Below are 17,288 nucleotides of genomic sequence, written 5' to 3'. Positions count from 1 at the left end.
AACAATGTCTTATGAATGCTTACCTAATTGATAAAATTCAATGGCATTACCTCTTAAAATACCATCAATGGTATCAGGGTCGATATCACTATTTTTAATATAATCTGCCCCACGAGTATATTTCTCATCTTGGAAGTAAGGGAAGTCTGACCCCATCATAAATTTATCTTTACCAAATGTCTCAATAGAGCTAATCAATGAAGGTTCATGGAAGTTAGCTGTATCGTACCAAAATTGACGATTTAATACTTCATAAGGATCAATATTAAAGGCATTCCAGTCTTCATAATTATCTTTAATACGAGTCATGAAGAATGGTAATGCACCACCTAAATGTGAAATATGGAATTTAATATTTGGATATTTCTGTGGAATTTCATTTTTAATCAATTGTAAGGTAATGAATGTAGACTCTAATGGTGCGCCAATAACCCATTCTAATTGATAGTCATTAACTAACGGACTTTGAGCGCCGCAACCTGTTGGATGAATATAAATTGTAGCATTAAGTTCATTCATTGCTGCAAAGAAAGGTTCGAATTGCTTGTCAGCAACAGAAACCTTATCTTTCACGATAGTTGGAATAGCAATGCCCACAAATTCGTCCTTCTTCAAAAGTGCTTGTGCTTCTTCAATAGCTTGATCGACATAAGGAAGAGAGACAGCACCATACGCTAAGAAACGATCTGGATATTGTTGAACTAATCCTTCATATAAGTCGTTGATTTCTTGAGCGCTTTGATGAGCTTCTTCTTTAGTACCCCATTGTGGAGATTGTGGCGTTGCAGAAATAATTTGTAAGTCTACGCCTGCATCGTCCATCATTTTGAAACGTTTGTCTAAATCTTCTTTAGAGGCAGATTGATTAATACCTTTAGCCACCTCAGTACCTTGACTACCTAATTTACCAAGTTTATCTAAATAATCTTCATTCCATAAATGTGCGTGTGTATCAATCGCTTTTGTTTCAGTCATACTTTCCCCTCCATTAAAAATTGTTGTTCATATTCTAATCATTAACAATCATCTTATTTATTACGAGTTAAGCTTAACACTTCTAGTAAACTTAATACATTTAAGAAGAAAAATTTAGAAGCAGCTTGAGCGCCTTTATGACCATGACCAGCTTTGTAGTGGTTATAAATTGCAGTACCCATAATAATATTAATCATGATTGTACCTACAGCTACTAATTTCTTACCTAATTTACCGAAAATAGAAGTAAATAAAAGAAGTGATCCAATCATTTCGAAAGCGCCAGCTAATCTCATAGATCTACGTGATAGACCAAATCCTTGTTCGAATTGTTGAGCCATTTCATCACTGTTTTTTACTTTTGGTAGACTACTTTTAAAAATTTCACTACCTACATATGCGTTAATAACATGTCTTAATAACATTTAAAAATCCCCCAATATAATATTAATTTCCTTGTTTTCTTACAAAAAATGCAATGATAGTACCTATTAAGGCAATCAATGCGACTACATAGAATGTAATATCTAGACCATGAATAAGGCCTTGAATACCACTCAATGACGATGTTTTACCGAGTCCAGTCATCAATGTGACTAAAATGCCAGTACCTATTGCAGCTGAAACTTGTCTAATCGTATTATTCATTGCAGTACCATGAGCAATATATTGACGTGGTAAAGCATTCAAAGCTTGAGTTGTCATAGGCGTCATAATCATAGCATTACCTAACATGACAATTGAAAATGAAATAATCACATATAATGGTGTTGTATTTTCACTAAATTGAGCCATGAACAATGCACCAATCATAATGGTTAACATCCCAATGATACTCAATATACGGCCGCCAATTTTATCATATAAATTACCAGTGACAGGTGATAACAATCCCATAATCAACCCGCCAGGCAATAAAATAAGTCCTGATTCTAACGGTGACCATTTCATCATCGTTTGCATATAAATCGGTAAAATGGTTAGATTCCCTATAAATAACATGAACATTAGTACAATTAAGACCATCGCAATTGAAAAGTCGTTATATTTAAACACTCTAAATTCCAATAATGGTGATTCCAGTTTTAATTGTCGGAAAATAAATGTGGTTAGTACTATTATCGCTACAATAATAGTGATATAAACCATAGGATGTGACCATCCTAAGTTTCCGGCTGTACTAAAGCCATATAATAAGCCACCAAAGCCGATTGTCGACATAATAACTGATAGTTTATCTAAGGTTGGCTTACTTAGTTCTGTTATATTCTCTAATGATAGATATCCGAATATAAAATCAACAATACCTATCAACAATACAACTAGGAACAGGTAACGCCAATCGAATATATTGACGAACCAACCAGCTGCAGTAGGTCCAATTGCGGGTGCAAAACCTATCACAAGACCAAACATTCCCATGGCCATTCCACGTTTTTCAGGTGGAAACATGATGAAAAGTAATGTCTGTGTAAGTGGCATGAGCATACCAGCACCTAAAGCTTGGATACTACGTCCTACTAATAACATCGGAAAATTAATTCCCAACATACATATAAATGAACCAATAATTAAAAAACACGTTGCACTAAAAAATAAAGAACGTAATGTAAAACGTTCAATTAAAAAAGCTGTGATAGGAATCATAATCCCATTGACAAGCATAAAAATTGTTGTGAGCCATTGTGCTGTACTACTTGATATCGCAAAATCTTTCATTATTTCTGGAAGTATTGTTGTCATCAACGTTTGATTCAGCACACCAACAAAAGCACCTATCATTACGACAGCTATCACACGGTTCCGTTGCTTCAAATCTATATTAAAACCATATTCATTTCCCAAATTTTGACACCCCGCTTTTAAGTGGAACCTACTATCACTTATTTTATACGGAATGCGTTCCGTTTGTCAATTTAATGATTCGAGGGTATGATATTATGTATCTAACAAAATGAACATATAGAAATGAAAGAGGTAATTTAAATGAATTTTGAAGGTTTAGAACAATATTTAAATATTGATAATACAAAATATAATACGCCTAGTTTAGATGCACTCAATTATTATTTAAAACAATATATGTTAACTGTTCCGTTTGAAAATATAGACGTTCAAAATGGAGTGAAGATTTCTGTAGAAGTAGAAGATATTTATAACAAAGTAGTAAATCATCAACGTGGTGGCTTTTGTTATGAGATGAATAATTTCTTTAAAGCATATTTAGAACATAAAGGATTTACTGTAAATATGTTTTCTGCAACAATTCATACCCCTGGTGGTGGCAGAAGTTTAAAAGGTTCTCATATGTCCTTAATAGTACCTATTGATGGCGTTGATTATGTTTCAGATGTGGGATTTGGTGATTTGCCATTAAGTGTAATGCCAATTACTCAAGAAGATAATAGTACAATTATTCATGATATTAATGGAGATTTTCGTGCGATTTACGTCAACGATAACTTATTTTATATACAAAAATGGAAAGAAGATGACTGGGATACACAATATGAAGCGGAATTAACACCTCGTCATATTCATGACTTTGATTACAATATTGAATATAACCAAACGAATCCTAATTCTACCTTTGTGAAACGTTTATTAGTCACAATGCCTAAGTCATACGGCCGTGCTACAATGTCACAAGATAATTTAACTTTAACTAAACAACAAAAGAAAGAAAAATATGACGTAACATCTGAGAATTATAGACAATTTTTAAAAGAAGAATTTAATTTGGATGTTAAAATTGATAGATTAGAAAGTTAAAAATAACTTTAAAAGAAGGGTTATTATGGAAAGAAATCAGCGAAAAAAACGAAGCGATGCCGAATATAACCAACAGATGATCCTAACAACAATGGAAGACTTGCTTGAACAGGGAGAAGATATAAGCACTAAAAAAATGTCGGATCTCGCTAAACTATCAGGCGTTGGCGTTGGTACATTATATCGTCATTTTGAAAGTAAATCATTGTTATGTCAGGCTATTATGGATAAAAAGGTCGATCAAATGTTTATAGAAATAGAAAATCTTTTATCGGAAAATGAACAATGGTCTGTGCGAGATAAAATCTATACAATTTTATCAAAGTATTTAGATTTAAAAGAAGCTAACTTCACAACATTAAATTTCATAGAAAAATCCAGCGAGCACTTTAATTCGATTATTAATATTCCATTTTTTGAGCGACTTAAAAATTTATTAAGTGAACAATTCGAAGAAGACATGTACACAGACGACTTAGATTTCAGACTTAATTTAATGCTTAATTCCTTTTCATCAGACTTCTATTACTTTGTAAAACATAATCAACAGCTATCTAAAGATCAATTCTTAACGAAACTATTAGATTTGTTTCAGATATAGGAAGGAAGACTATGGTTAAACTTTAATATATTGTTTATTGATAATTACTAAATCTCTCCAATTGAAACGTAACCTGTTTTACTGAGCGCTCATGTTTTTAAATGATATAAATAAATTTAGCTCAATTAGATTTGTTTCAATATTTTTCAAAACAGGAATAATTACTGTGAAATTGGAGGAATGAATATGGATACTAGTAATTTAAATAAAAGTTATATAAATGGAGAATGGGTTGAAGGCAACGCGCAGTCTTACCAAGTATTAAACCCTTATGATAATAGTGTATTAAGTGAGATTAAATTAGCTGATAAAGAACAAACGAAAAATGCGATTGAAGTGGCTAAACAATCATTTCAATCATGGTCTGAACAACCAGAATTAAGAAAACAAGTTTTAGAGGATGTTAAACAATATTTTGAAGATAATAAAGATGACATCATTGAATTACTAGCTAAAGATTCTGGCTCAACTTATATTAAAGGGCAAATGGAATTTGCAACAGTGATTAATTGCTTTAATTCTTCAATAAAACTAGTGGATGAGCTAGGTTATAAAACATTATCTGAGCCTGGTGATGATAGACTAAGTCGTTATTATAGAAAACCTAAAGGTGTTATTTCATCAATTTCTCCTTTTAACTTTCCAATGTTCTTATCTTTAAGAACAATTATTCCGGCACTAGCTTTAGGAAATGCTGTAGTTCATAAAGGAGACGTACAAACAGCGTTTACTGGTGGTACGTTATTAGCAAAAGCTTTTGACAATGCAGGAATTCCTAAAGGTGTATTTAATGTACTACTTACTAAATCAAGCGTTATCGGTGACATGATGTTTGAAGATCCATCTGTTAACTTTGTAAGTTTCACTGGCTCTACAAAAGTAGGTCAACACATTGGTGGCGTAGCTGGACAACATCTTAAACAAACTGCATTAGAACTTGGAGGCAATGGACCATTTGTCGTTTTAGAGGATGCTAACGTAGATGATGCAGTTGATGCTGCGATATTTGGTAAATTTATTCACCAAGGTCAAATTTGTATGATTATTAACCGAATGATTGTGCATCAAGATTTATATGATGAATTTGTTGAAAAATTCGTTAAACGTGCACAAGAACTTAAATATGGTGATCCATTAGATAAAGAAACGGTTGTTGGACCCATTATTAACCAACAACAATTAGATAAAATTAAAACAATTATTCAAGATGCTAAAGACGCTGGCACAACAGTTGCTTTAGACGGACAACAAGTAGGTAACGTATTAACGCCTACAGTATTTAAAGATGTTGATAATCAAAGTGAATTAGCACAAGAAGAAATCTTTGGACCTGTCGCAACAATCATTAAAGCTGATTCTGATGAAGATGCTATTGCTAAAGCCAACGATACTGAATATGGTTTAAGCTCAGCTATCTTTACTTCAGATTTAGAACGCGGAGAACAAATCGCATCTAATCTTGAATTTGGTATGGTACACGTTAACGACCAAACAGTCGCAACAGACGAATATGCACCATTCGGCGGTATCAAAAACTCAGGAATCGGTCGCTTCGGTACACCATTTATTATAGATGAATTCACAGAATTAAAATGGGTCACTGTTCAACAAACAAAACGTTCATATCCATTCTAAATAGTTAGATTAAAAGTGGATGATTATATCTAAAATAAGCCCCGTACTCACTTAATTGAAGTGGTACGAGGCTTATTTTATTTGATTATTTTCACAGTGAAAACGACATCAATCTTTCTTGTTAAAGCCAATCCACGAAGTTTTTAATTTCTTATCTCTAGTCACATTCTCTCGAAATAAAGAAAAGTATAATTCTTCTCTAATAATACAAGAGTGGTTATACGTAATCATCAATTACTTTAAAAAATTTCACATATTTTAGTGTTAGTTTTGTATAGTAAAGTGTGAAGTTGGTAAGGAGAGATTAATATCATAAATATTACTATAAATATTCATGAATTTAATTACTGAAGACTAAAATTAAGAAGTTCAAATTTTAGAATCAATCATAGTTTTAAAATAAATGAGTTTAATAGTATTTTCTAATATCTATTTTAATTATTAATTTTTTTTGTATATATGATATAATCAAATATGCGTATGGCTAGAATGTTTACTTGTGTTTCGCAAGTATTTATATGAAAGTCCATGGATTTTCATTGTTTTAATTTTCTTTTCTATTTTTGCACTTAATTTCTAGACTAATGAGTAGCCATACGTATTTTTAATTAGGAGTATTACTATGGAATATAATTTAATTGCCGATAAATATGATTTTTTTAATATGCTGGGTATTTCAACTAGAAAAATGAACTATATTCTTTATAATCGTGAACATATGGGTACAGAAAATATGTATGAAACATTTTCTATACCAAAAAAAAGTGGCGGGGAAAGAACTATTCATGCACCTAAAGCTGAATTAAGAATTATACAAAAAAGATTAGCATCAATATTAGAAAATCATTATTATGAGTCGATTGAAGATAAGAAATATAGTGATACATTTATTCATGCATTTATCAAAAATAAAAGTATAATTACTAACGCTAAAATACATAGAAATAAAAAAAATATTATGAATATAGATTTGGAAGACTTTTTCCATACAATTCACTTTGGTAGAGTTAAAGGCTTTTTTGAAAAAGATTCAATTTTTAAAGTTCCTTCTGAGGTTGCTTTAATAATTGCACAATTGACTTGTTTTAAAGGTGCACTACCACAAGGAGCTCCTACATCACCTATAATTTCTAATATGATAGGTAAGATACTGGATTTAAGGTTACTTCATCTATGTAAAAAATATAATTTAGATTATACACGTTATGCTGATGATTTAACTTTTTCTACAAATGATAAAGCGTTTGAAAAAAACACAGATACAATTTTATCGGAAATAAAAATGGAAATAGTAAAAAGTGGTTTCAAAGTTAATGATAAGAAAACTAGAATCCAAAATTATAGAATTAGACAAGATGTGACAAGTCTTACTGTAAATAAAAAAATAAATACTAAAAAAACTTATTTTAAAAATACAAGAGCAATGGCAAACAATTTATATAAGAATCATGAATTTTTTATTGATAATAAATTAGGAACTATAGAACAGTTAGAAGGTAGATTTGCTTTTATTAATCAAATAGATAAATATAATAATAAAATTTCTAAAATTAAATCATTTGAAAGAAATACATTAGTACATCAAAAATATTTAGAATCTATGTATTTAATAAAAAAAGAAAATTCAAAAACTCAATATTTTAAAAATTTAAATAAAAGAGAAAGAGAATATCAAACATTTCTTTTTTACAGACATTTTTATGGAAACTCTAAGCCAATTATTGTTACTGAGGGTAAAACTGATATAAGATATATAAAAGCAGCATTGAAAAATTTATATAAATATTATCCTGATTTAATAGAAAAAGATGGAAACTCGTTTATATTTAAAATTAATTTTTTAAAGAGATTTAAAAGTAAACCTAGTAAAATGAATAAATTGCATTATTTTTTGAATATTTTGCCTGATGGGGCAGATGCAATGAAAAATATATATAATTACTATAATGAAAATGATTCATATTACCCTAACTATATAAAAAAGTTTAAATTATTAGGGAAAAATGTTCCATATAATCCTGTCATATTAATGTTTGACAATGAACTATAAAATACCAAAAAGCCACTATCAAATTTTTGCAAACATGCTAAATTATCTAATGATAAGAAAAATAAGTTAAAAACTGACTATTATATAAACTTAATCGAAAATCTTTATTTATTAACGCATCAACTTATGCCTAATAGTAATGAAAATGAATTGGAAGATTTATTTGATCAACAAGCACTCTCAAAGAAAATAGGAGGTAAAACTTTTAAGAGAGGTGATGGTTTTGATACCAATCAATACTATGGTAAAGAAATTTTTTCTCAATATATAATATCAAATTATAAAAGAATAAACTTTGATAATTTCAGACCGTTATTGGATAATCTTGTTGAGATAATTAAAGATTATTCAAAAAAATAAAATAGTACTGTGTACTCATTGTATTGTTTAAGAAAATTCACCATCGATTAAATTAAATACAAATATAGCATTTATTTTAGAGGGAAGTTTGTGTGAAAGCACAGTTCCCTCTTTTAATATGCTTATAATTAAGAGACTACCGACACATTCCGATTATCCAAAAAGCGCCTCGAATTTAATTCCTTATTGATTATGGTTATCTCCAATACTGCATACTTTTCTATCCACACGTTCCTTCTCACATTCAGCTCGTATTTTAATATAGGTTGATGTAAAATAATAAAAAATCATCCACTACTAAAATGAGTAGCCCAGTGAATAGAGGGATAGTATGCAACGTAGCTATGTAATTCAAGTAAAGACAGAATCAATGAATGATTTCAAGCGATTAAATGGTTTAATAGTTGGATTCGTTATAAAAGGGAATGTGCATCTTTATTTAGAAAATAATTTGAAAGTATTAAATCAAGGGGATTTGTTTTTTGTGAATCATCGTGATTTGTATCGCTTTCAATTACATAAAGATTCTATTATTTGTTTTGTCCATTTCCAATTGCAATATTTAGCAGATAAAATTGATGATGATCAGCGTTTGTATTTTAATTTAACTGATGCTACGACGAAGAAGAATATTAATCAAATGCGTAACATTATTGCAAGACTTGTTTCAACTCACATTCGCAATAATGAATTATCGAAACTTACTGAACAACAGTTAATTATCCAATTACTTATGCATATGATTCACTATGTACCAAGAACATATCAATCGAAACAAACGATGATGAACAATTCTAAAATTGATCAAGTTTGTGATTACATTGAACTACATTTTCATGAGGATTTGAGTCTGAGTACCCTAAGTCAATATGTCGATTGGTCTGAAAGTCATTTATCTAAGAAATTCACTGAAGTATTAGGTATGGGATTCCAACAATTTCTTAATCAGACTCGTGTTGAACATTCAAAGTTAGATTTACAATACACAGACGATTCCATTACTGACATTGCGCTACGAAATGGTTTTTCGAGTGCGACAACATTCTCTAGAACTTTTAAACAATTTACAAATGAAACACCAAAAATGTTCAGATGTAAACATGACAATAAAACTGAAGAAAATATTACACATCAACAGACCTATAATGATAGAGAATTAATTTTTCTACTCAATGATTATATTGTTGAAATGAATCATTTTATAGAAGATGTTGAAAAAATTAATGATAAGGCAATTGATTTTACAAAGGCGACAAAGCCACTGAATAAGTTTAAACATATTATACAAATAGGATATTTAAGCAACTTACTAAGTAAACAATACCAATCACAATTACTTACTTGTCATCAGGATTTCTTTGTAAACGAAGTTTTGGTGTACGATATTATGCCGTATATTACGAAAAAATTAAATGTGCCATTTATGTATGATGCCAATGTTTCAAATTTATTTTACGATATCGATTTATGCTTAGATTTCTTGATGGAACATGACTTTGCGTTAACAATGCATCTCAATAATTACCAATCTGAAGTATATCTTGAAACGTTTAAATTATTTATGCATCACATTGCTGTACATACTAATCGTAAACACAATTTAAAAATCAATATCTATGTAACTGAACTTCATTCTTCGCTTATTGAAATGATGAAGTATTTCAAATCGTTATTTCCAGACGGTGGATTGTATGTTCATTTTAATCAATTTATTGAAAAATGGTTACCAATTGCCAAACAACTTGAACAAGATATCAATTATTTTGTATTTGATGCTAACTCCAATGATGCGGTTAATTTCGATAAAGTTAATGATGATGAATTTAAAACAGCGAGCCAAATTATAATTAATAAAACGAATTATTTAATAGATTTAATGGCCAAATATAAGATTAAACGACCACTAATTTTATTAAATTGGAATACTTTAACTGGAAATACCTATATTACTAATGGCGAATATTTTAGAGGAGGCATTATTGTTGAGCAATTACTAAAATTGAGCTCTAAAGTAGATATGATTGGATATTGGTTAAATTACGACTTGCATGTCAGTCATTGTAAAACTGAAAGAGATTATATGAATTCTATTGAGTTATTTCACCAATATGATGGTAAGCGACCAGTTTATTACACGGCGTTGCTATATAATAAATTATCCAATAATGTATTATATATTGATGAAACATGTATTGTTACAGGTTCAGATAGCGATTTCCAAGTTTTATTATTCGATGCTAAACACTTTAACCCTTATTTAGCATTAGATGATGAGATGAACCTACGCATTACTGAAATGATACATTTAAAAATAAAAGACCTGAGTCAAGGAACATATAAAATAAAACATTTCACATTAGATAAAGAAAATGGTGCATTATTTAAAATATGGAGGATGCATCATTCGAAACATGGTATGGATCAAGATTCTATTGATTATATTAATCGTATGAGCTATCCGAAATTAGAAGTGGCAGAAGTAGAAGTGACAGATACACTCATTTTAAATATGAAAATGATTACTAATGGTATACATTTAATTGAAGTTAAACGTTATCCAGATATTTAATTAAAACCACAAATAATGTATAACAATTCTTGTTCTTTATTATCATAATTTTTTAAAAAACAAAAAATTAACTATACACTTCTTGAATAATGACAATATTAAAAAGATAAAATTTATTAATATGTAATCAAGGAGATGAAGTAATTATGACACAACAATTAATTGAAACATTAAAAGCTAAAGAAGATAAAATGATTGAAATTAGACGTTATATACATCAACATCCAGAACTATCTTTTCACGAAGATGAAACAGCTAAATATATTGCGGATTTTTATAAAGGAAAAGATGTTCAAGTAGAAACTAATTTCGGTGGTAGAGGAATTAAAGTCACAATCGATTCAGGAAAACCAGGTAAAACATTAGCAATTAGAGCTGACTTCGATGCACTGCCAATTACTGAAGATACAGGATTACCATTTGCTTCACAAAATGAAGGTGTAATGCATGCGTGTGGTCATGATGCACATACTGCATATATGCTCGTGTTAGCTGAAACTTTATCCGAAATGAAAGATGCGTTTACAGGTAAAGTCATTGTAATACATCAACCAGCAGAAGAAGTACCTCCAGGCGGAGCGAAAGGAATGGTTGAAGCAGGTATACTTGAAGGTGTGGACAATGTAGTTGGTGTACATGTAATGAGCACAATGGAAACTGGTAGTGTCTACTATCATCCAGGATATGTTCAAACAGGTCGTGCTTTCTTTAAATTAAAAGTTATTGGTAAAGGTGGACACGGTTCATCTCCACATATGGCAAATGATGCTATTGTGGCAGGAAGTTATTTTATAACACAATTACAAACAGTTGTATCTAGACGTTTAAGTCCTTTTGAAACAGGGGTTGTTACTATTGGTTCATTCGATGGTAAAGGACAATTTAACATCATTAAAGATTCTATTGAAGTTGAAGGCGATGTTCGCGGTTTGACTGAAGACACTAAAGCAACTATTGAACGTGAAATTAAAAGATTATCAAAAGGATTAGAAGAAACATTTGGTGTGACTTGTGAGCTAGACTATAACGATGATTATCCAGCATTATATAACGATCCTGAATTCACAGAATATGTTGCTAAAACTTTGAAAAATGCAGATCTTGATTTTGGTGTTGAAAGTTGTGAACCTCAACCACCTTCAGAAGATTTTGCTTATTATGCTAAAGAAAAACCAAGTGCATTTATTTATACAGGTGCAGCTCCAGAAGATGGCAAAATCTATCCACATCACCATCCTAAATTTAAAATTTCAGAAAAAGCATTACTTATTTCTGCAGAAGCAGTTGGGACAGTTGTATTAGATTACCTAAAAGGGGAGAATTAGCATGAATGAAACATATCATGGCGGTAATAAATTAATTTTAGGCATCGTATTAGGCGTTATTACATTTTGGTTGTTTGCTCAATCACTTGTTAATGTAGTACCGAATTTGCAACAAAGTTTCGGTGCAGATATGGGTACAATTAGTATTGCTGTAAGTTTAACAGCCTTATTCTCTGGTATGTTTGTAGTAGGTGCCGGCGGAATAGCTGATAAAATCGGACGGGTCAAAATGACAAATATTGGATTAATATTAAGCATTATTGGTTCTGCTTTAATCATTATTTCCAATTTACCTTCATTATTAATTTTAGGTCGCGTGATCCAAGGATTTTCAGCAGCATGTATTATGCCATCAACACTTGCTATTATGAAAACATATTACCAAGGTGCTGAACGTCAACGTGCCCTTAGCTTTTGGTCTATTGGTTCATGGGGCGGCAGTGGTATTTGTTCACTATTTGGTGGCGCTGTTGCTACAACAATGGGATGGCGTTGGATATTTATTTTCTCAATTATTATTGCAATACTTTCAATGATTTTAATTAAAGGAACACCAGAAACAAAATCAGAAGTGACAAATGTACAGAAATTTGATGTTAAAGGATTAACAGTTTTAGTAATTATGTTATTAAGTTTGAACGTATTAATTACTAAAGGTGGTGCAATTGGCTATACATCATTATGGTTTTATGTACTAGTTGCAATCGTATTAGTTTCTTTCTTTGTTTTCTTAAATGTAGAGAAAAAAGTGGACAATCCGCTCATCGATTTCAAATTATTTAAAAACAAACCATATACAGGTGCAACAATCTCTAACTTCTTATTGAATTGTGTTGCAGGTACATTAATTGTTGCTAATACATTTGTACAACAAGGTTTAGGTTATACTTCATTACAAGCAGGTTATTTATCAATTACGTATCTAATAGCAGTATTAGCAATGATACGTGTTGGAGAAAAATTACTTCAAAAAATGGGTTCTAAAAGACCGATGTTATTAGGATCTATGATTGTTGTCATTGGTATTCTCTTAATTTCATTAGTATTCCTACCAGAAACATTGTATATCATTAGTTGTGTCATAGGTTACTTATGTTTCGGACTAGGATTAGGTTTATATGCTACACCATCTACTGACACCGCTGTTTCAAATGCACCTTTAGATAAAGTAGGAGTAGCTTCAGGAATCTATAAAATGGCATCATCACTTGGCGGTGCTTTCGGAGTTGCTATTAGTGGTGCAGTTTTTGCAGGCGTTGTTGCAGCTACTAATTTACACACAGGTGCTATGATTGCATTATGGGTTAATGTACTTATGGGTGTACTTGCTCTTATCGCTATTATTTATGCTATACCTAATGATGATAAACGTGTTAAAACTAAATAAACAAAAATGGTTGGTTTTGCGATTATGCATAGCCAACTATTTTTAATATCTAATTAAGATTTTCTAAAATCCTCAACCACGATTTCGCAACTCACCTAATCCAATCAACCACTATTTCTTGTATTTATATACCAATGATTTTGGTAGGTGACAGTAGTCATCTGGATAGCGTTCTAGTCTGTTTTGATGCATGTCAGCACTTTTAACGTAATTCGTTAGCGGTAAGACTTCGGTCGCTATAAGATGATGATCTTCAATGGCATCAATAAACGCTTGTGCCTCTTTTAAGTGTTTTGGATCTTCACTATATAAGCCCGTTCTATATTTCAAACCAATGTCTTGGCCTTGTTGATGAAGACTATATGGATCAATAATTTCGAAAAGATATCCCATTAAGTCAGTTACAGATACTTGTTCAGGATCGAATTCTGTCTTAACAGCTTCCACATAACCATCATACTCGCCATCTAAAGTATCGGTAATCCCATTTGCTCTACCACTTGTCGTATCTATAACACCAGGAAGTGTTCTAATATAAGCTTCCACACCATATAAACAACCACCAGCTAAATAAACTGTTTCCATTATATCCACTCCTTTTAATTGATAATTATTATCAATTAAACTATAACGAATAATTGTCAATTATTCAAATGAATACATTAGTACGATATAGAAAAAATCTTGAAAAAGTTTTTGCTTCGACATAAGTTAATTACTCACAAACTACTTTTCTAAAAACTCTCGTATTTCTTTACGGGAGTTTTTAAATTTTTATTTAGGATTGAAAATGATCTATAAACGAATACATTGAATCGTGAAACATCATTGCCATACACTGATACTGAATTAAGGCTTAAAAATAGGGAAAGTAATTACTAAAAAATGGAGGATTTCAAATGAGTAAAACAATTAGATTAATTGCACCTGACTGGCAAGCTGGCGGGAGAGACGCTTATTATTTTGGTGCGCAGTTATTGAGTTGGCTTCTTCCTAACGACAATCAACAAGACGAGTTTAAAGTGAATGTAGCTGAACCTAATGAAGCGGAATTGGAATTAGAAAATGGTGTTTATGGACAATCTCAAATTAAAAATCAAATCATTCAAGCACAAGATATATTAAAACGTGAACAACCTGATAAAATCATTACGCTAGGTGGAAATTGTATTGTTTCTCAAGCGCCATTCGACTATTTACATCAAAAATATGGTCAGGATTTAGGTGTTGTTTGGATTGATACACATCCTGATATCTCATATCCTAAAGATTTTACTAACGAACATGCGATGATTGTTGCTAACCTTTTAGGTGAAGGGGACAAACATATTTCTGAATTAATGACTGCACCATTTAAAACGTCTCAATTTTTATATGTAGGATTACAAGAATTGTTAGACTTTGAAAAAGACAATCTAAAACAATTGGATTTTGAATATAAAGTTCAAGGTAGTGATAGTTTTAATTATGAAGAAATTCAACAATGGATAGATGATAATAACTTTAAGAAAATTGCAGTGCACTTTGATATAGATGTGCTAAATCCTAAAGAATTTCGTGCTACTTATTTTGCTGAACCAAATGTTGATGAATTCCCAGCTGCTGCAGGACAAATGTCTTTAGCTAGATTGAATGAAATATTGAATGGTATTTCAGAAAATAATGAAATAGTTGGACTCACTGTCGCAGAATATATGCCATGGGATGAAATGAATTTGCGCAATACGCTTAAAGATTTAGATATATTGAAATAGAGTTATTCAAATCGTTGGCATTTTAACATGTCAGCGATTTTATTTATGTTAAAGTTAGATTGTATTAATTAAGAATATTAATTTAGGAGCAAATATATGAAACTAACATTAAACTTGCTAAATATCATTAACTATTTAGTTCTAGTTATATTGATTGTTATTAATCTTAATCGATTAAGTCAATTTGGGTTAGATATTTGTTTATATTTCCTAATTGCGAGTGGCGTATTGCTTACTATTTCAATCTTGGTTTATTTTATATACAAATTGGAATCTTTTTTAGTCAGTGTTTTTATTAATCTCGTTAATATAGTGATTATATTTCCAATGTTACTCTTGGTGTTGTTTTAGTCACTAACATGGTAGTAGGTGCTCTCGTATTCCAGTACGAGAGCTATTTTTTTGTCTTTATTACTATAGAGACATAGAACGTACCTATTATGTTCGCTATAATAGAAAACGCTATCATAAAACTGTTTAAAAACTTATAAAATAACTATGCTATTATGGAAAATAATGGTATCATAATCATAACTTGAAAACACTTTCGTATAAGAGGCTGAGACATAAAGTATTTATGCTCTGGAAAACGAATTAACGATATCCTAAGCGCTTTTGTCCGGTTCTCTCCTCGAGAGTGTTTTTTTAAAGAATATTATTTAGAATATTTTAAATTTAAGAAAAATTATGAAAGTTACATGAGGTATTTGAAATATGGGCGAGAAACAGATAATTACACCCAAAACATTTTTATTTAATGTATTAAATGGATTAGCGATAGCAATTATAGTAGGAATGATTCCCAATGCGATTTTAGGAGAATTATGTAAATATTTAAGTCAGTATAATGAGATTTTCGCTAAGATAGCTATTGTGGTTCAAGGTATTCAATATACGATTCCAATACTTACAGGCGTCATTATTGCGATACAATTTGGATTAGGACAATTACAAACTGCGGTAGTGGGTGCAGCAGCCTTTGTGGGTTCAGGAGCAACTACGATTACAGATAATAAATGGGTTATTACTGGTATAGGTGATTTAATCAACACAATGATTACAGCTGCTATTGCAGTAGGTATTATATTATTGATTAAAGATCGAGTGGAAAATTTTAATATGATTGTGTTACCTATTGTTGGGGCAGGTGTCGCTGGTTTAATTGGTTTGTTACTGTTACCTTATACCAAACTAATTACGGTTGGCATAGGTAATTTTGTTAATAGTTTAACGAATACACAACCTATTATTATGACGATATTGATTGCAATGATCTTTTCAATTCTTATAGTATCACCAATATCGTCCATAGGAATAGGTGTCGCAATTGGTATTTCAGGATTAGCTGCTGGCTCGGCTGCAATTGGCGCTGGTACTTGTGCGATTGTTTTAGCAGTTGGAGCATGGCGTGTAAACAAAGTAGGTGTTCCTATTACAGTACTTCTTGGTGCGGTTAAATTAATGATGCCTAATACAATACGACATCCGATTATATTCTTACCAATTGTATGTTCAGCCGCAGTATCAGGACTTATAGGCGGTTTATTTAATATTAAAGGTGCACCAGATTCTGCAGGTTTTGGTTTAATTGGTTTAGTAGGACCTATTAAATCATTAGGATTATTAGACGGAGGTATGGCTAGTGGACTGGTAATAGTTGTTATTACATATATTATCGTCCCATTAGTAGCAGCCATATTCTTCAACTATTTATTTACAAAAGTCTTGAAATTATACGATTCAGAAGTGTTTGTTTTCAAATCAAAATAATAAGACAATAGTAATTGATATTAATATTCAATCGACGCTCTCGTATAAATCATACGGGAGCTTTTTTAATTCCTAAAATATCATATTAAA

The 17,288-nt window shown here is 30.9% G+C and carries 14 protein-coding genes; 10 read left to right on the top strand and 4 right to left on the bottom strand.

Annotation, left to right across the window (positions count from 1 at the left end; all coding sequences use genetic code 11):
- Positions 1-9: 9 nt before the first annotated feature.
- Genes GVY01_RS11230 through GVY01_RS11220 form a run of 3 tightly spaced genes read right to left on the bottom strand, consistent with a single transcriptional unit; the run spans position 10 to position 2,820 of the window.
- The gene (locus GVY01_RS11230; RefSeq protein WP_154895252.1) at positions 10-975 is read right to left on the bottom strand and encodes an amidohydrolase family protein; all 966 of its coding nucleotides are present in this window, start codon (positions 973-975) and stop codon (positions 10-12) included.
- 53 nt (positions 976-1,028) lie between these two features.
- Positions 1,029-1,400, bottom strand: coding sequence for a DoxX family protein (locus tag GVY01_RS11225; RefSeq protein WP_017638058.1), 372 nt, complete (start codon positions 1,398-1,400; stop codon positions 1,029-1,031).
- 22 nt (positions 1,401-1,422) lie between these two features.
- On the bottom strand, positions 1,423-2,820 hold the full coding sequence (locus GVY01_RS11220) for an MDR family MFS transporter (protein WP_017638059.1): 1,398 nt from the start codon (positions 2,818-2,820) through the stop codon (positions 1,423-1,425).
- A gap of 141 nt (positions 2,821-2,961) precedes the next feature.
- On the opposite strand from GVY01_RS11220, the gene GVY01_RS11215 reads away from it, so the two are divergent.
- The 8 genes from GVY01_RS11215 to GVY01_RS11185 all read left to right on the top strand — a co-directional run bounded on the left by GVY01_RS11215 (position 2,962) and on the right by GVY01_RS11185 (position 13,674).
- Positions 2,962-3,747 carry an arylamine N-acetyltransferase gene (locus GVY01_RS11215; protein WP_017638060.1) on the top strand — a complete coding sequence of 262 codons (786 nt, stop codon included), beginning with the start codon at positions 2,962-2,964 and terminating at the stop codon, positions 3,745-3,747.
- 25 nt (positions 3,748-3,772) lie between these two features.
- A complete protein-coding gene (locus tag GVY01_RS11210) occupies positions 3,773-4,348 on the top strand; it encodes a TetR/AcrR family transcriptional regulator (protein ID WP_017638061.1) in 576 nt (191 codons plus the stop codon).
- A 186-nt stretch (positions 4,349-4,534) separates the two neighbouring features.
- The gene (locus GVY01_RS11205; RefSeq protein ID WP_017638062.1) at positions 4,535-5,983 is read left to right on the top strand and encodes an aldehyde dehydrogenase family protein; all 1,449 of its coding nucleotides are present in this window, start codon (positions 4,535-4,537) and stop codon (positions 5,981-5,983) included.
- Positions 5,984-6,605: 622 nt separating this feature from the next.
- Positions 6,606-8,033, top strand: a complete 1,428-nt coding sequence (locus GVY01_RS11200; RefSeq protein ID WP_201294211.1) for a retron Ec67 family RNA-directed DNA polymerase/endonuclease — start codon at positions 6,606-6,608, stop codon at positions 8,031-8,033.
- A 126-nt stretch (positions 8,034-8,159) separates the two neighbouring features.
- On the top strand, positions 8,160-8,393 hold the full coding sequence (locus GVY01_RS12565; RefSeq protein ID WP_156094014.1) for a hypothetical protein: 234 nt from the start codon (positions 8,160-8,162) through the stop codon (positions 8,391-8,393).
- 331 nt (positions 8,394-8,724) lie between these two features.
- Positions 8,725-10,962, top strand: coding sequence for a transcriptional regulator AryK (gene aryK / locus GVY01_RS11195; RefSeq protein ID WP_159333768.1), 2,238 nt, complete (start codon positions 8,725-8,727; stop codon positions 10,960-10,962).
- Positions 10,963-11,108: 146 nt separating this feature from the next.
- The gene (locus GVY01_RS11190) at positions 11,109-12,287 is read left to right on the top strand and encodes a M20 family metallopeptidase (RefSeq protein ID WP_017637822.1); all 1,179 of its coding nucleotides are present in this window, start codon (positions 11,109-11,111) and stop codon (positions 12,285-12,287) included.
- Position 12,288: 1 nt separating this feature from the next.
- Positions 12,289-13,674: an MFS transporter gene (locus GVY01_RS11185; RefSeq protein WP_017637821.1), complete on the top strand. Its 1,386-nt coding sequence runs from the start codon at positions 12,289-12,291 to the stop codon at positions 13,672-13,674.
- A gap of 111 nt (positions 13,675-13,785) precedes the next feature.
- Here the strand turns inward: GVY01_RS11185 and GVY01_RS11180 are convergent, their stop codons facing one another.
- A complete protein-coding gene (locus tag GVY01_RS11180; RefSeq protein ID WP_017637820.1) occupies positions 13,786-14,259 on the bottom strand; it encodes a peptide-methionine (S)-S-oxide reductase in 474 nt (157 codons plus the stop codon).
- A gap of 314 nt (positions 14,260-14,573) precedes the next feature.
- On the opposite strand from GVY01_RS11180, the gene GVY01_RS11175 reads away from it, so the two are divergent.
- The gene (locus GVY01_RS11175) at positions 14,574-15,428 is read left to right on the top strand and encodes an arginase family protein (protein ID WP_017637819.1); all 855 of its coding nucleotides are present in this window, start codon (positions 14,574-14,576) and stop codon (positions 15,426-15,428) included.
- Between the two features lie 714 nt (positions 15,429-16,142).
- A complete protein-coding gene (locus GVY01_RS11170; RefSeq protein WP_017637818.1) occupies positions 16,143-17,198 on the top strand; it encodes a PTS transporter subunit IIC in 1,056 nt (351 codons plus the stop codon).
- Positions 17,199-17,288: the final 90 nt, after the last annotated feature.

The sequence above is a fragment of the Staphylococcus sp. 8AQ genome, from assembly GCF_902506595.1.
Classification (GTDB): domain Bacteria; phylum Bacillota; class Bacilli; order Staphylococcales; family Staphylococcaceae; genus Staphylococcus; species Staphylococcus pasteuri.
This window is presented reverse-complemented; position numbering and strand designations above follow the sequence as displayed.

Excerpts from the sequence above, each read along its gene's own strand:
- GVY01_RS11200 (WP_201294211.1), top strand. The coding sequence starts at position 6,606 with ATGGAATATAATTTAATTGCCGATAAATATGATTTTTTTAATATGCTG.
- GVY01_RS12565 (WP_156094014.1), top strand. The coding sequence starts at position 8,160 with ATGCCTAATAGTAATGAAAATGAATTGGAAGATTTATTTGATCAACAA.
- GVY01_RS11185 (WP_017637821.1), top strand. The coding sequence starts at position 12,289 with ATGAATGAAACATATCATGGCGGTAATAAATTAATTTTAGGCATCGTA.
- GVY01_RS11175 (WP_017637819.1), top strand. The coding sequence starts at position 14,574 with ATGAGTAAAACAATTAGATTAATTGCACCTGACTGGCAAGCTGGCGGG.
- GVY01_RS11225 (WP_017638058.1), bottom strand. The coding sequence starts at position 1,400 with ATGTTATTAAGACATGTTATTAACGCATATGTAGGTAGTGAAATTTTT.
- GVY01_RS11190 (WP_017637822.1), top strand. The coding sequence starts at position 11,109 with ATGACACAACAATTAATTGAAACATTAAAAGCTAAAGAAGATAAAATG.
- GVY01_RS11205 (WP_017638062.1), top strand. The coding sequence starts at position 4,535 with ATGGATACTAGTAATTTAAATAAAAGTTATATAAATGGAGAATGGGTT.
- GVY01_RS11170 (WP_017637818.1), top strand. The coding sequence starts at position 16,143 with ATGGGCGAGAAACAGATAATTACACCCAAAACATTTTTATTTAATGTA.
- aryK (WP_159333768.1), top strand. The coding sequence starts at position 8,725 with ATGCAACGTAGCTATGTAATTCAAGTAAAGACAGAATCAATGAATGAT.
- GVY01_RS11230 (WP_154895252.1), bottom strand. The coding sequence starts at position 975 with ATGACTGAAACAAAAGCGATTGATACACACGCACATTTATGGAATGAA.
- GVY01_RS11215 (WP_017638060.1), top strand. The coding sequence starts at position 2,962 with ATGAATTTTGAAGGTTTAGAACAATATTTAAATATTGATAATACAAAA.
- GVY01_RS11210 (WP_017638061.1), top strand. The coding sequence starts at position 3,773 with ATGGAAAGAAATCAGCGAAAAAAACGAAGCGATGCCGAATATAACCAA.
- GVY01_RS11180 (WP_017637820.1), bottom strand. The coding sequence starts at position 14,259 with ATGGAAACAGTTTATTTAGCTGGTGGTTGTTTATATGGTGTGGAAGCT.